The organism is Streptomyces sp. NPDC031100 (assembly GCF_055570785.1).
Genome location: NZ_JBVIGN010000008.1, coordinates 119,003 through 132,090, shown reverse-complemented (window position 1 = coordinate 132,090; position 13,088 = coordinate 119,003). Strand labels below are relative to the sequence as shown.

The following is a 13,088-nucleotide window of genomic DNA, read 5'->3' as shown; positions in this document are numbered from 1 at the left end:
CATCTCCTTCGCGGGCAGAGGCGACGTCCGCCGCTCAGGACGCGACGGCAGCGTTCCTTGATCCTGTGCCGGTCCCCACGGGCCCGCGACTCGTATGAACCACGCGGGTGATTGGGCACGCGGAGCGGGCGCCACCGGGCAAGAGAACTCACAGGCGCCCCACACGCTCACCCCTGCCTCTGGAGGCTTCGATGCATCAAAAAGCCGACCACCGGGTCCCCGTCCTCATCGTGGGCGGCTCTCTGGTGGGCCTGTCCATGTCCGTGTTCCTGGGCCGTCTCGGTGTGCGGCACATGCTCGTCGAGCGGCACTCCGGGACCTCGATCCACCCGCGCGGACGCGGCAACAACGTGCGGACGATGGAGCTGTTCCGGGTGGCCGGCATCGAGCCGGACATCAAGGCGGCGGCCTCACTCCTGGCGGACAACCACGGCATCCTGCAGACACCCACCCTTGTGGGTGATGCGGGCGAATGGCTCTTCAAGCACATCGACCCGGGCGGCGGACTCGCGAGGTTCAGCCCCACCAGCTGGTGCCTGTGCAGCCAGAACGACCTCGAACCCGTCCTCGTGGACAGCGCCCGCGAACTCGGCGGCGACCTGCGCTACTTCCACCAGATGGAGTCCTTCGACCAGGACGCCGACGGAGTGACGGCGACCGTCCTGGACCGTGCCACCGAGAAGCGGTACACCGTCCGCGCGGACTACCTGGTCGCGGCCGACGGCCCCCGCAGCCCCGTCCGGCACGCGCTCGGCATCGGCCAGACGGGCCCCGGCGACCTCTTCGCGAACGTCAGCGTGACGTTCAGGTCGACGAGGCTGGCCGAAGTGGTCGGCGACCGGCGCTTCATCTGCTGCTACCTCACCCACCCGGACGCCGACGGCGCCCTGCTGCCCGTCGACAACAAGGAACGCTGGGTCTTCCACGTCCCCTGGCACCCCGAGCGCGGCGAAACCCTGGAGGAGTTCACCCAGGAACGCCTCCGCAGCCACATCAGCCGGGCCGTGGGCGTACCCGGCCTCGACGTGGAAATCACCGGAAAGGCGTCCTGGCGCGCGGCCGAACGGGTCGCCGACCGGTACGCGTCCGGCAGGGTCTTCCTCGCCGGCGACTCCGCGCACGAGATGTCCCCGACCGGCGCCTTCGGCTCCAACACCGGCATCCAGGACGCCCACAACCTGGCGTGGAAGCTGGCCGCCGTCCTCGACGGCTGGGCGGGCCCCGGCCTGCTGTCGAGCTACGACACCGAGCGCCGCCCGGTCGCCCGCGCCACCAGCGCCCGCGCCTCCGCCCGCTCCGTCGAACACAGCCACCCCGGCTTCGCCCCCGCCCCCGGCGTCGGTGGCGGCAAGCGCGGCGGCGTCCTCAACGTCGTCCTCGGCTACCGCTACCCCCAGGGCGCCGCGCTCGGCACCGACCCGGACCAGCCGGTCGTCCCCGACGGCCTGGACCTGACCGGACAGCCCGGCACCCGCGCCCCCCACCTCTGGCTGCGCCGCGCCGGACAGCGCCTGTCCACCCTCGACCTGTACGAGCGCTCGCTGGTCCTGCTCACCGACGCCCCGGACGACGCGGGCTGGCACGGGGCGGCCCGCAGCATCGCCGACACGGACGGCGTACGCCTGGACGCATACCGCATCGGCCCGGGCGCCGACGCGGACCTGACGTACGACACCGAAAACGCCGGGAGCCCCGGGAACCCCGGGAACGCCGAGAACGCCGAGAGCACGGACTGGGCACGGGCCCACGGCACCAGCGCGGACGGCGCGGTCCTTGTCCGCCCGGACGGCTTCGTGGCCTGGCGGGCCCCCGGCGCCGTACCCGACCCGCAGACCGTCCTGCGCAAGGCGCTGAGGGCGCTGCTCCACACCGCCTGACCTGCACGCCTGACCTGCACAGACGGAGAGGGCCACCCGCACTGTGCGTGCGGGTGGCCCTCGTCCTGCCGAGCCCCCTGTCGGATTCGAACCGACGACCTTCGCTTTACAAGAGCGGCGCTCTGACCAGCTGAGCTAAGGAGGCGTGCGCATGTGCGCCCGTGCAGTGTACCCAGGTCCGCGGCGCCCCTTGTCGAAAATTTCCGCGAAGTTCAGAGTCGCCCGAGTACTGACAGACGAGTGAACGGCAGGTACCGTCCTGAACCAGTTCGCTCATGTGGACTACACAACCACCTTCCTACAACGGATCGTCCGGCACGTTCCTGCCGGTAGAAGGGGGCCCATCACCATGGCCACTGTCACGTTCGACAAGGCGACCCGGATCTACCCGGGTTCCACCAAACCCGCCGTCGACCAGCTCGACATCGCGATCGAGGACGGCGAGTTCCTCGTCCTGGTCGGCCCGTCCGGTTGCGGAAAGTCCACCTCCCTGCGGATGCTCGCGGGCCTGGAGGACGTCAACGCCGGCGCCATCCGCATCGGTGACCGCGATGTCACCCACCTGCCGCCCAAGGACCGGGACATCGCCATGGTGTTCCAGAACTACGCGCTCTACCCGCACATGACGGTCGCCGACAACATGGGCTTCGCCCTCAAGATCGCCGGCGTCAACAAGGCGGAGATCCGGCAGAAGGTCGAGGAGGCCGCGAAGATCCTCGACCTCACCGAGTACCTGGACCGCAAGCCGAAGGCGCTCTCCGGCGGTCAGCGCCAGCGGGTCGCCATGGGCCGCGCGATCGTCCGCGAGCCCCAGGTCTTCCTCATGGACGAGCCGCTGTCCAACCTGGACGCCAAGCTCCGCGTCTCCACCCGTACGCAGATCGCGTCCCTCCAGCGCCGCCTGGGCATCACCACCGTCTACGTCACCCACGACCAGGTCGAGGCCATGACGATGGGCGACCGGGTCGCCGTGCTCAAGGACGGCCTCCTCCAGCAGGTCGACTCGCCGCGCAACATGTACGACAAGCCCGCGAACCTCTTCGTCGCCGGCTTCATCGGCTCCCCCGCCATGAACCTGGTCGAGGTCCCGATCACCGACGGCGGCGTGAAGTTCGGCAACAGCGTCGTCCCCGTCAACCGGGACGCCCTGACGGCCGCCGCCGACCGGGGTGACCGCACGGTGACGGTCGGTGTCCGGCCCGAGCACTTCGACGTGGTCGAGCTGGGCGGGGGTGCCGCCACCTCCCTGGCCAAGGACAGCGCGGACGCCCCGGCCGGTCTCGCCGTCTCCGTGAACGTCGTCGAGGAGCTGGGCGCCGACGGCTACGTCTACGGCACCGCCGAGGTCGGCGGCGAGCTCAAGGACCTGGTCGTCCGCGTCAACGGCCGCCAGGTGCCGGAGAAGGGCTCCACCCTGCACGTGGTGCCGCGTCCGGGCGAGACCCACGTGTTCTCGACCTCCACGGGCGAGCGCCTCTCCGACTGACCGGCCTGACCCGCCTGAGCGGCGCAGTTGCGCCGAGGTTGACGAAAGGGGCCCCGCGAACCGCCGCGGGGCCCCTTTCGCTGCGTGAGATATCCCGGCAGAGCGATCATTTCGGGCGCCGCGCGTCAACCCCCTACCCAGAAAGAAGCGAATCTTCATCGCCCATAAGGGTGACCAAATGTCGCCAAATCATTACTGCGCGCTACCCTCACACGCGTGAAGCACTCCACCAACCCTCAGACGCGACGCGGCCACCGAGGCGGCCCTGCCCGCCGGATCGGCCGCACTCTCGCCCTCGTCCTGCCCGTCGTCCTGGTGCTCTCGGGAACCCTCGCGGTCACCCGGGTCAACTGGACGGGCAGCCCGTCCAGCCCGCTGCTCACCGCCTCGGACGTCTCCTCGGGAGAGGTCTCCGACAAGGCGGTCTCCAGCGCCCCGCAGGACGTGCTCCGCGACAAGCTGATGACCGAGCTGCAGCACGAGGACCCGGGCGTCGTCCTCACCCACCTCCAGCAGGCGGTCAACGGCCACCCCTCGCTCGCGCAGCACTGCTCCTCCATCGCCCGCTCCCTGGGCAGGGCCGCCGTGCGCATCTACGGCGCCTCGCGCGCACAGTCGTACGCCCGCCCGGTCTGCGACACCTCCTTCGCCAGCGGCATCCTGGCCGCGCAGGGCTGAACAGCAGTTGGGAAGTCGGTAACGGCTCCTTAAGGAGCTTGTTGCGGTCGGAATCCCGGCCGGGGCGCCACGTACAGTTCGGGGCATGACCCATCCGAACGCCGCGTCGCGCCCCACTCAAGCCGTCGTCCTGGCCGGTGGCCAGGGCTCACGGCTGCGTCCCTACACCGACGACCGGCCCAAGCCGATGGTCGAGATCCCCGGCACGGGGACTCCGATCATCGGCCACCAGCTGGCCTGGCTCGCCGAAGAGGGCGTGACGGACGTGGTGGTCTCCTGTGGCCACCTCGCCGAGGTCCTGCAGAAGTGGCTGGACTCGGCCGACCTGCCGCTGTCCGTCACCACCGTCGTGGAGACGGAGCCCCTCGGCCGCGGCGGCGGACTCAAGTACGCCGCCGCGCATCTCCCCCACCCCGACCGGCCCTGGTACGCCACCAACGGCGACATCTGGACCCGCTTCTCCCTGCGGGACATGGCCGACTTCCACACCGAGCGGGATGCTGTCGCGACGTTGGCGTTGGCCCGGCCCCGGATTCCCTGGGGTGCGGTGAAGACCGACGGCTTCGGGCACATCACCGACTTCATCGAGGCGCCGCCGTCCACGTTCGAGATCAACGCGGGTGTGTATGTGTTCTCGCCCGAGTTCCGTGCGCTGCTGCCGGAGCGCGGGGATCATGAGCGGACCACGTTTCCTCGGCTTGCCCGGGAGCGGAAGCTGGCGGGGTTCCCCATTCCGCAGGGTGCCTATTGGCGGGCTATCGACACGGCGAAGGATCTGACCGAGGCGGCCAAGGAATTGGCGGCGCTGGGTCGCTGACAGTTCCGTCCGTGCGTGAAAAGGCCCCGTACCTCGGGAGGTACGGGGCCCTTTGTGTTCCTGATTCCGCTAGCCCAGCAGGCCGCCCACCAGGCCCTGGTCGCCGGAGGACGAGTTGCCGTTGCCGCCCGAGGACGGGCTGCCGCCCGTCGACGTGCCGCCGGTGCTGGTCGGGCCCGCCGTCGTGCTCGGGGCGCCGCCCGTGGGGGAGGACTGGTGGGGCGGGGCCTGGCCCGAGGTGCCCTGGGTCTGGCTGGGTGTCGTGGTGGTGGCGCCGGCGCTGCGGTGCGCGCCCGGGGTCGCCGCCGCCCCGGAGGGGCTCGCGCCGGCCGTGGCGCCCCCGCTGGGCGAGCTGGAGGCCGACGGGGTGGTCCGGTGCCGCTTGCCGGGCTCCTGGGGCAGCGAGGAACCGGGCAGGTTGTTGCGGGGGGCCTCGCCGGGGCCGGGGACGACCACGCGGCTGGAGTCGCGCACGGCGCCGCCCAGCAGGGAGCCGACGAGCAGGGTGAGGCCGACCGTGACGGCTGTGACGAGGGCGCCGCGGCGCAGGACGTAGCGGCGCAGCTCCCAGATGTCGGAGCGGGGCCCGAGCCGGCGCCAGGCACTGCCGGCGAGGCGGCCGTCGACGGAGTAGACGGGGGCGCCGGCGATGATCAGCGGGGACCAGGCGGCGAGGTAGATGATGTCGGGGGCGTCGTAGGCCGGGACCGTCTTCCAGCTGACGGTGACGATCAGGGCGGCGGAGAGCAGGGCGCCGACCACGGCGGCCACGCGCTGCCAGCAGCCGAGGACGGTCAGGACGCCCACGACCACCTGGAGGAAGGCGATCACCAGGCCGGAGCCGACCGGGTGGTGCAGGGCGAACTGGCGCAGCGGCTCGGCGACTTCCCAGGGGTGCAGGGTGTTGAGCCACTTGACCATGGAGCCGCGCTTGCCGCCGTCGAAGAAGACGGGGTCGCACAGCTTGCCCATGCCGGCGTAGATGGAGATGAAGCCGAGGAAGATGCGCAGGGGGAGCAGGACCACGCCGAGGTTCATCCGGCGGCCGGGGTAGTAGGCGTGCCGGGCCGGGTCGTCGCCGTGGCGCTGGGCGGGGCGTTCCCCCGCGGCCTCGGCGGACTCCTCGTAGTCGTCGAACTCGTCGTCGTAGTCCGGGTCGTCGTAGTCGGGTTCGTCGTAGGCCGGTTCGTCGTAGGCGCTGCCCAGTCTGTGCAGGGGGGGCAGGAGTCGGGTGCCGTCGTCGGGGGAGGTGCGCTGGTGGCCGACGACAGGGGTCTCGACGGTCTGGTCGAGGTCGTCGTAGACGTCGGCGTACCCGGTCCCGACACGCGGGATGACCTGGGTGGCGCCGGCCTCGGCGGGCTCGTCGGCGTGGCGGACGCTGCTGCCCCGCACGGCCTGGAGCAGCCGGTGGGCGCCGGTGTCGTCGGGGGCGGACTTGCCGCTCCACACGACGGGGCGGCGGCGGCCGGCCGCGCCGGCGCCGGACCGGGCCGCCGTGCCCACGACCGGCACGCGGGCGGTGTCCTGGGTGGCGCTCAGGTGCCGGGCGATCCGCGGGGACCGACTGCGTTTCGCCGACGCGCCCAGCTGCACGCGGAAGCTGACGTGATTGACGATGACCTGCGCCGGATCGCTCGGCACCTTCACCATGCTCAGCGCGGGAGCGTCGTCGTATCCCGACGAGCGGTCCCCCGTGGGTGTGCGGGGTGTTCTGGTGTCCACACGCATCTAACCGAGTGACGTGGAGTTAGGACACTGCTTTGACCGGGCGGATGTGTCCGGACCGCGTCAAAGCGGCCCGGAACGCCATACGGGCGCCGAAATTACCCCTGCCGGGTGAGATTCCGGACGCGTGTTCAGCTCCGCCTGCGCGCCGCCTCATACAGCACGATGCCCGCCGCCACACCGGCGTTGAGGGACTCCGCGCCACCCGGCATCGGGATCCGCACGCGGAAGTCGCAGGTCTCGCCGACCAGGCGGGACAGGCCCTTGCCCTCGCTGCCGACCACGATGACGACCGGGCCGCCGAGGGCCTCCAGCTCGCCGAGTTCGACCTCGCCGTCGGCGGCCAGACCGACGACCGCGATACCGGCCTTCTTGTAGGCCTCCAGGGCCCGGGTGAGGTTGGTGGCGCGGGCGACCGGCGTGCGGGCGGCCGTACCGGCGGAGGTCTTCCAGGCACCGGCGGTCATGCCGGCCGAGCGGCGCTCGGGGACGACCACGCCGTGGCCGCCGAAGGCGGAGACGGAGCGGACGACGGCGCCGAGGTTGCGCGGGTCGGTGACGCCGTCCAGCGCGACGATCAGCGGGTCGGCGCCCTCGTCGTAGGCCGCGTCGGCGAGGTCCTCGGGGTGCGCGTACTCGTACGGCGGGACCTGCAGGACCAGGCCCTGGTGGTTGAGGCCGTTCGTCATGCGGTCCAGCTCGGGGCGCGGGGCCTCCATCAGGTTGATGCCACCGCGCTCGGCGGCGAGCTGGAGGGCCTCGCGGACGCGCTCGTCGTTGTCGATGAACTGCTGGACGTAGAGGGTGGAGGCGGGTACGCCCTCGCGGAGCGCCTCGACCACCGGGTTACGGCCGACGACCATCTCGGACGTCGACCTGCCGGCGCCCCGGCGCTGCTGCGGGCGACCCTGCGCACGGCGGACCTTCGCGGCCGCGGCGCGCTGCTTGGCGTGGCCCTTGCGCATCTCGGCGGGCGGGGTCGGACCCTTGCCCTCCAGGCCTCGGCGCCGCTGGCCGCCGCTGCCGACCTGCGCGCCCTTCTTGCCGGACATGCGACGGTTGTTCGCGGCCATGAGTTATCTGCTCCGTGAGAGATTTCGTACGTACGTCTTATGCAGTGTGCCGCCCGGAGGGCCGGGCGGCACAGTCGATCAAGCGGGCTAGCGCTGGCCGAGGCTCCAGCGCGGGCCCTGCGGGCTGTCCTCGATGACCAGTCCGGCCTGGCCCAGCTGGTCGCGGATGGCGTCGGCGGTGGCCCAGTCCTTGCGGGCGCGGGCGGACTCGCGCTGGTCGAGGACGAGCCGTACGAGGCTGTCGACCACGCCGTGCAGGTCCTGGCCCCGGTCGGACTCCCCCGCCCAGTGCTCGTCGAGCGGATCGAGGCCGAGGACGCCGAGCATGGCCCGCACCTCGGCGAGCCGGGCGACGGCGGCCTCCTTGTCGTCGGCGGCCAGCGCGCTGTTGCCCTGCCGGACGGCCGTGTGCACGACAGCCAGTGCCTGCGGGACGCCGAAGTCGTCGTCCATCGCCTCGGCGAACGCGGGCGGGACCTCGGCGGACGGCTCGACGGTCTTCCCGGCCAGCTCGGTGACCCGCTGCACGAAGCCCTCGATCCGCGCGAACGCGGACTCGGCCTCGCGCAGCGACTCCTCGCTGTACTCGATCATCGAGCGGTAGTGCGGGCTGCCGAGGTAGTAGCGCAGGACGATGGGGCGCCACTGCTTGACCATCTCGGAGACCAGGACGCTGTTGCCGAGCGACTTGGACATCTTGTCGCCGGCCATGGTCACCCAGGCGTTGTGCGCCCAGTACTGGGCGAAGTCGTCGCCGTAGGCCTTGGCCTGGGCGATCTCGTTCTCGTGGTGCGGGAAGATCAGGTCGAGGCCGCCGCCGTGGATGTCGAAGGCGGTGCCGAGGTACTTGTGCGCCATCGCCGAGCACTCCAGGTGCCAGCCCGGGCGGCCCGGTCCCCACGGGGTCGGCCAGGTCGGCTCCCCCGGCTTGGCGGACTTCCACATGGCGAAGTCGCGCGGGTCCCGCTTGCCGGTCTCGCCCTCGCCGGACGGCTGCAGCAGGTTGTCCAGCTCCTGCCGGGACAGCTCCAGGTACTGCGGGAAGGACCGTACGTCGAAGTAGACGTTGCCGTCGGCCTCGTAGGCGTGCCCGCGCTCGATCAGGCCCTGCATCATCTCGACCATCTCGGTGATGTGGCCGGTGGCGCGCGGTTCGTAGGTCGGCGGCAGGCAGCCGAGGGCGTCGTAGCCCTCGTTGAACGCACGCTCGTTCTCGTACCCGATCGACCACCACGGGCGGCCCTGCTCATGGGCCTTGGCGATGATCTTGTCGTCGATGTCCGTGACGTTCCGGACGAACGTCACGTCATAGCCGCGGTACTGGAACCAGCGGCGCATGATGTCGAAGTTGAGGTAGGACCGGACGTGCCCGATGTGGGGTGCGGCCTGCACGGTGGCGCCACACAGGTAGATCGAGACACAACCCGGCTTGATCGGGGTGAAGTCACGGATCTGCCGGGCACCGGTGTCGTACAGGCGAATAGTCACCACTCCAGGGTAGTGGGCGCGGAGTGGTGCCTCGTGCCGCTTGCCTCAGAACATTCCCACGACCTTCTCCGGCGTGATCCTGACGATCACACGGTCGGCGTCCTGGGCGGAGGCCGGGTTGAAATCCGCGTACTTCTTGCCGGTGTACTTCATCGACAGTTCGTCGATCAGGCCCTCGGCGCCCTCCGTGCTCAGCTCCGCGGTGCCCCGGATCTCGCCGTAGACGTACGGCATCTGGGGGTCCTGGACGACGACGCTCACCCGGGGGTCGCGGTCGATGTTCTTCTTCTTGCGGCGGTCGACGGTCGTGGAGAACAGGATCTGGTCTCCGTCCCGCTTCACCCACACCGGGGACAACTGCGGGCTGCCGTCGGGCTGGATCGTGCCGACCACGATGAAGACGGGACCGTCGAGCAGGGACTTGAGCCGGTCGGTCAGGACGGCGGGCATGGGGGTACCTCCTCGGTCACAGGTGACTCTGCAGGCACCCTCGCACGCCCTCAGCTCACCCGCACCACGAGCGCCGTGGCCACCGCCATGAGTCCCTCCTCGCGGCCGGGGAAGCCGAGGCCGTCGGTCGTCGCGCCGGACACCGACACGGGTGCGCCCGCCGCCTCCGAGAGGATCTTCTGTGCCTCGTCGCGACGCTTGCCGATCTTCGGGCGGGGGCCGACCACCTGGACGGCGACGTTGCCGATGACGAACCCGGCCTCGCGCACGATCCGGGCGGCCTCGGTGAGCAGGGTCACCCCGGAGGCGCCGGACCACTCGGGGCGCCCGGTGCCGAAGTGCTGCCCGAGGTCGCCGAGCCCGGCGGCGGAGAAGAGCGCGTTGCAGGCGGCGTGCGCGACCACGTCGGCGTCGGAGTGCCCGGCCAGGCCCGGCCCCTCGCCCTCCCACTTCAGGCCGGCGCACCACAGCTCGCGGCCGTCCTCGAAGGCGTGGATGTCGGTGCCGATGCCGACCCGGGGCAGCGGGAAGGGGGCGTCAGAAGCCATCGTTGAGCCTCCTGCGGGCCAGGACCGCCTCGGCGAGGACCAGGTCGAGGGGCCGGGTGACCTTGAAGGCCTCCTCGTGGCCGGGGACGGTGACGACAGCGAGGCCGAGCTGCTCGACCATGCTCGCGTCGTCGGTGACGTCCTCGGTGACGGTCTCGTGGGCGCGGACCAGGGTCGCGCGGTCGAAGCCCTGCGGAGTCTGCACGGCACGCAGCCGGGCCCGGACGGGCGTGGCCACGACCGGCTCGGGGTCGCCCGGGACGGCCGCGGGCTCGACCTCCTTGACGGTGTCGGCGAGCGGCAGCGCGGGGACCACGGCGGGGGCGCCCTCGCGTACGGCCTCGATGACCGCGTCGACGGTGTCGACGGGGACGAGCGGGCGGGCTGCGTCGTGGACGAGGACGATGCCGTACTCGGGCGGCAGGGCGTCCAGGCCGAGCCGCACCGACTCCTGGCGGCTGTCCCCGCCGGGGACGACGAGGAAGTCCGTGCGCTCGGGCAGCGCGTGCGCGTCGAGCAGGGACTTGACCTCGGCCGCGCCGTCGGGCGGGGCGACCACGATCACCAGGGAGACATGGCGGGACGCGGCGAGGGCGCGGACCGCATGGATCAGCATGGGCGTGCCGTTCAGCGCGCGGAGCGCCTTGGGGGCGCCCGGGCCGAGCCGTACGCCCCGGCCGGCGGCGGGAATCACGGCGGCGACGGGGATCTGCGCGGGCGAAGGGCGCGAATCGTCAGACATCGGTTCCTGTCAGGTTTGTGTGCTCGACCTAGGTGGGTATGGCCTGGAGGAGTGCCGGGCGCGACGCCTTGACCGGACCCTTCCGTGACCCTGGTCGAGCCATCTGCCCGGGCCCGGCACATCAAGTATCGGGGGGTTTCCTTCGAGGTGAACGGCAGGCGTTACGGCGTCCTCATGCCGGCCGGACTATTTCCGGGGACGAACATGCCGCAGCGCCCGGCGACAGGTTCAGTGTCATCGGGCACCGCGGCATTTTCACTGTGCTGAACGTGCTGAGGGCAGCGCAGGCCACCGGCGCGTCAGGAGGCGAGCACCTCGTCGAGCAGGGCCTCGGCCTTGTCCTCGTTCGTGTTCTCCGCGAGAGCGAGCTCGCTCACCAGGATCTGGCGGGCCTTGGCGAGCATGCGCTTCTCACCGGCGGACAGTCCGCGCTCGCGCTCACGACGCCACAGGTCACGCACGACTTCCGCGACCTTGATGACATCGCCGGAGGCGAGCTTCTCCAGGTTTGCCTTGTAGCGACGCGACCAGTTCGTGGGCTCTTCGGCATACGGCGCGCGCAGCACCTCGAAGACCCGGTCCAGTCCGTCCTGACCGACCACATCACGCACGCCCACGAACTCAGCATTGTCCGCCGGCACACGCACCGTCAGATCACCCTGGGCGACCTTCAGCACCAAGTAGGTCTTGTCCACGCCTTTGATCTGGCGAGTTTCGATGGCCTCGATCAGCGCGGCCCCGTGATGGGGATAGACCACGGTGTCGCCAACCTTGAACGTCATGTGACAGGTACCCCTTCCGTGGCTATCCAGGGTAACACGGATACGGCGTCTTCTGAATGGCGTTTTCGCAGGTCAGGGCATATCTCAGGGCTTGACAACAGCGACAGGAACGTGCTGCGAGGGCGCCCGCCGGGCCGAGCGCAACCAGGTATGCGCAGGTCGGAGCGGCTCTTCGAACGAAGAGAAACGCGTACGTTACACACGCACGGAGCCGCTTCCAAGAGGATGAAAGTCCCGATTTGTCCGCTTCCAAGCGTACGACTTCCGCTACTCCGTTCGGCGGCAGGAGCCCGGAGCGAGACGAATCCGGAATTGATCACAGGAGCCCGGATGAGCAGTGGATGATCAATATCCGGGGTGGTCGTGCATTCCTTCACGGAAAATTTGCCGGCCCTGTTGCGGTGATGCGGACTGCGCTGTCCGGCACGCGTTATGTGAATGGCGGACGAGTGCCTTGTCAAAGTGACCCACGGGTCACTTGTGAGGGGGGCTGTACCCCCACCCGGAGGGAAGCCAGGTGCTTGGGGGAGGGTCGGGTGCGGAGGGGCAGGAACGGCTCGGTAACCTAAGGCCGCTGACAGACACTTAGGGTGGCTTTACAGGGAGCCGCCCCTGCGTTCAAGGAGTTGCCGCCGCCGTGAGCAGCAGCCTTCGACGCGGCGCCCTCGCCGCCTCCGCCATCGTCTTCTCGATCGCCTCGCTCGCCGCCTGCGGCGCCGGCAACAACTCCCAGACCCTGGAGATCAAGCCGGACAACGCGGCGACCAGCGTCGGCGACCTCAAGGTCCAGAACGTCTCGATCATCACGCAGCCCGATCTGAAGGCGTCCGGTCCGGCCGTCATCGCCGCGACCGTCTTCAACACGGGCAAGACGGAGCAGACCCTGCAGTCGATCGCCGTCGCCGGCAGCAGCCAGCCGGTCAAGCTGTCCCCGGCCAAGGGTCAGAGCCTGACCATCCCGGCGCACGGCTCGCTGGTCCTCGGCGGCAAGGACAACGCCTCCGCAGTGATCGCCAGCGGTCGTGAGGCGGTCCAGGACGGCAACGCCCAGAAGGTCACCTTCACCTTCAGCCAGACCGGCCCGGTGGACCTGCGCGCCTTCGTGGTCCCGGCCACCAGCTACTTCACCGGCTGGGGCCCGAGCGAGATCCCGACCCCCTCGGCCACCACCTCCGCGGCTCCGGGCGCCACCGCGTCCGGCAACAACAAGCCGGGCAAGGGCGGCAAGACCTCCCCGTCGGCGACCGCCACCGCCACCGACACCGCGACCACCGGCGCCACCCCGAGCGACTCGGCGTCGCAGTCGTCCGCGGGCCACTGAGCAGTCGTACACACGAGGGCGGCATCCCGGCTCGGGGTGCCGCCCTTCGTCTGTGCGCCGTGTGCGTCGTACGGCTTACGGGTTCGGCTTACGGCTCG

12 protein-coding genes and 1 tRNA gene are annotated in these 13,088 nt (G+C 70.6%); 5 read left to right on the top strand and 8 right to left on the bottom strand.

The features are described 5' to 3' along the window. Positions 1 to 191: 191 nt before the first annotated feature. Positions 192 to 1,877 (top strand): FAD-dependent oxidoreductase, encoded by a 1,686-nt coding sequence (locus tag ACZ5DS_RS23165; protein WP_468241602.1) that lies wholly within the window; start codon positions 192 to 194, stop codon positions 1,875 to 1,877. Between the two features lie 71 nt (positions 1,878 to 1,948). On the opposite strand, the gene ACZ5DS_RS23160 is transcribed toward ACZ5DS_RS23165, so the two are convergent. Further along, positions 1,949 to 2,022, bottom strand: a tRNA-Thr gene (locus ACZ5DS_RS23160). A gap of 204 nt (positions 2,023 to 2,226) precedes the next feature. Here ACZ5DS_RS23160 and ACZ5DS_RS23155 point away from each other — a divergent pair. From ACZ5DS_RS23155 to ACZ5DS_RS23145, 3 genes are all read left to right on the top strand, one after another. Further along, positions 2,227 to 3,363: an ABC transporter ATP-binding protein gene (locus ACZ5DS_RS23155; protein WP_468241600.1), complete on the top strand. Its 1,137-nt coding sequence runs from the start codon at positions 2,227 to 2,229 to the stop codon at positions 3,361 to 3,363. 216 nt (positions 3,364 to 3,579) lie between these two features. Continuing rightward, a complete protein-coding gene (locus ACZ5DS_RS23150; protein ID WP_468241598.1) occupies positions 3,580 to 4,041 on the top strand; it encodes a hypothetical protein in 462 nt (153 codons plus the stop codon). An 85-nt stretch (positions 4,042 to 4,126) separates the two neighbouring features. Beyond that, on the top strand, positions 4,127 to 4,858 hold the full coding sequence (locus tag ACZ5DS_RS23145; RefSeq protein ID WP_468241596.1) for a nucleotidyltransferase family protein: 732 nt from the start codon (positions 4,127 to 4,129) through the stop codon (positions 4,856 to 4,858). 69 nt (positions 4,859 to 4,927) lie between these two features. Here the strand turns inward: ACZ5DS_RS23145 and ACZ5DS_RS23140 are convergent, their stop codons facing one another. The 7 genes from ACZ5DS_RS23140 to ACZ5DS_RS23110 all read right to left on the bottom strand — a co-directional run bounded on the left by ACZ5DS_RS23140 (position 4,928) and on the right by ACZ5DS_RS23110 (position 11,669). Beyond that, on the bottom strand, positions 4,928 to 6,589 hold the full coding sequence (locus tag ACZ5DS_RS23140; RefSeq protein WP_468241594.1) for a DoxX family membrane protein: 1,662 nt from the start codon (positions 6,587 to 6,589) through the stop codon (positions 4,928 to 4,930). 128 nt (positions 6,590 to 6,717) lie between these two features. After that, positions 6,718 to 7,659 carry a 23S rRNA (guanosine(2251)-2'-O)-methyltransferase RlmB gene (gene rlmB, locus ACZ5DS_RS23135; RefSeq protein ID WP_468241592.1) on the bottom strand — a complete coding sequence of 314 codons (942 nt, stop codon included), beginning with the start codon at positions 7,657 to 7,659 and terminating at the stop codon, positions 6,718 to 6,720. Between the two features lie 87 nt (positions 7,660 to 7,746). Next, positions 7,747 to 9,147 carry a cysteine--tRNA ligase gene (cysS, locus tag ACZ5DS_RS23130; RefSeq protein WP_468241589.1) on the bottom strand — a complete coding sequence of 467 codons (1,401 nt, stop codon included), beginning with the start codon at positions 9,145 to 9,147 and terminating at the stop codon, positions 7,747 to 7,749. Positions 9,148 to 9,192: 45 nt separating this feature from the next. Continuing rightward, on the bottom strand, positions 9,193 to 9,597 hold the full coding sequence (locus ACZ5DS_RS23125) for a PPOX class F420-dependent oxidoreductase (RefSeq protein ID WP_468241587.1): 405 nt from the start codon (positions 9,595 to 9,597) through the stop codon (positions 9,193 to 9,195). 50 nt (positions 9,598 to 9,647) lie between these two features. Further along, positions 9,648 to 10,145, bottom strand: coding sequence for a 2-C-methyl-D-erythritol 2,4-cyclodiphosphate synthase (ispF, locus tag ACZ5DS_RS23120; RefSeq protein WP_468241585.1), 498 nt, complete (start codon positions 10,143 to 10,145; stop codon positions 9,648 to 9,650). Next, positions 10,135 to 10,887, bottom strand: a complete 753-nt coding sequence (gene ispD, locus ACZ5DS_RS23115) for a 2-C-methyl-D-erythritol 4-phosphate cytidylyltransferase (RefSeq protein WP_468241582.1) — start codon at positions 10,885 to 10,887, stop codon at positions 10,135 to 10,137. The genes ispF and ispD overlap by 11 nt, the downstream gene beginning before the upstream one ends. Before the next feature lie 299 nt (positions 10,888 to 11,186). After that, a complete protein-coding gene (locus tag ACZ5DS_RS23110; RefSeq protein WP_003953493.1) occupies positions 11,187 to 11,669 on the bottom strand; it encodes a CarD family transcriptional regulator in 483 nt (160 codons plus the stop codon). A gap of 637 nt (positions 11,670 to 12,306) precedes the next feature. Between ACZ5DS_RS23110 and ACZ5DS_RS23105 the strand changes: the two genes are divergently transcribed. Next, positions 12,307 to 12,990: a copper chaperone PCu(A)C gene (locus tag ACZ5DS_RS23105; RefSeq protein ID WP_468241580.1), complete on the top strand. Its 684-nt coding sequence runs from the start codon at positions 12,307 to 12,309 to the stop codon at positions 12,988 to 12,990. Positions 12,991 to 13,088 lie beyond the last annotated feature (98 nt).

Excerpts from the sequence above, each read along its gene's own strand:
- ACZ5DS_RS23145 (WP_468241596.1), top strand. The coding sequence starts at position 4,127 with ATGACCCATCCGAACGCCGCGTCGCGCCCCACTCAAGCCGTCGTCCTG.
- ACZ5DS_RS23125 (WP_468241587.1), bottom strand. The coding sequence starts at position 9,597 with ATGCCCGCCGTCCTGACCGACCGGCTCAAGTCCCTGCTCGACGGTCCC.
- ispD (WP_468241582.1), bottom strand. The coding sequence starts at position 10,887 with ATGTCTGACGATTCGCGCCCTTCGCCCGCGCAGATCCCCGTCGCCGCC.
- ACZ5DS_RS23165 (WP_468241602.1), top strand. The coding sequence starts at position 192 with ATGCATCAAAAAGCCGACCACCGGGTCCCCGTCCTCATCGTGGGCGGC.
- ACZ5DS_RS23155 (WP_468241600.1), top strand. The coding sequence starts at position 2,227 with ATGGCCACTGTCACGTTCGACAAGGCGACCCGGATCTACCCGGGTTCC.
- rlmB (WP_468241592.1), bottom strand. The coding sequence starts at position 7,659 with ATGGCCGCGAACAACCGTCGCATGTCCGGCAAGAAGGGCGCGCAGGTC.
- ACZ5DS_RS23140 (WP_468241594.1), bottom strand. The coding sequence starts at position 6,589 with ATGCGTGTGGACACCAGAACACCCCGCACACCCACGGGGGACCGCTCG.
- ispF (WP_468241585.1), bottom strand. The coding sequence starts at position 10,145 with ATGGCTTCTGACGCCCCCTTCCCGCTGCCCCGGGTCGGCATCGGCACC.
- ACZ5DS_RS23110 (WP_003953493.1), bottom strand. The coding sequence starts at position 11,669 with ATGACGTTCAAGGTTGGCGACACCGTGGTCTATCCCCATCACGGGGCC.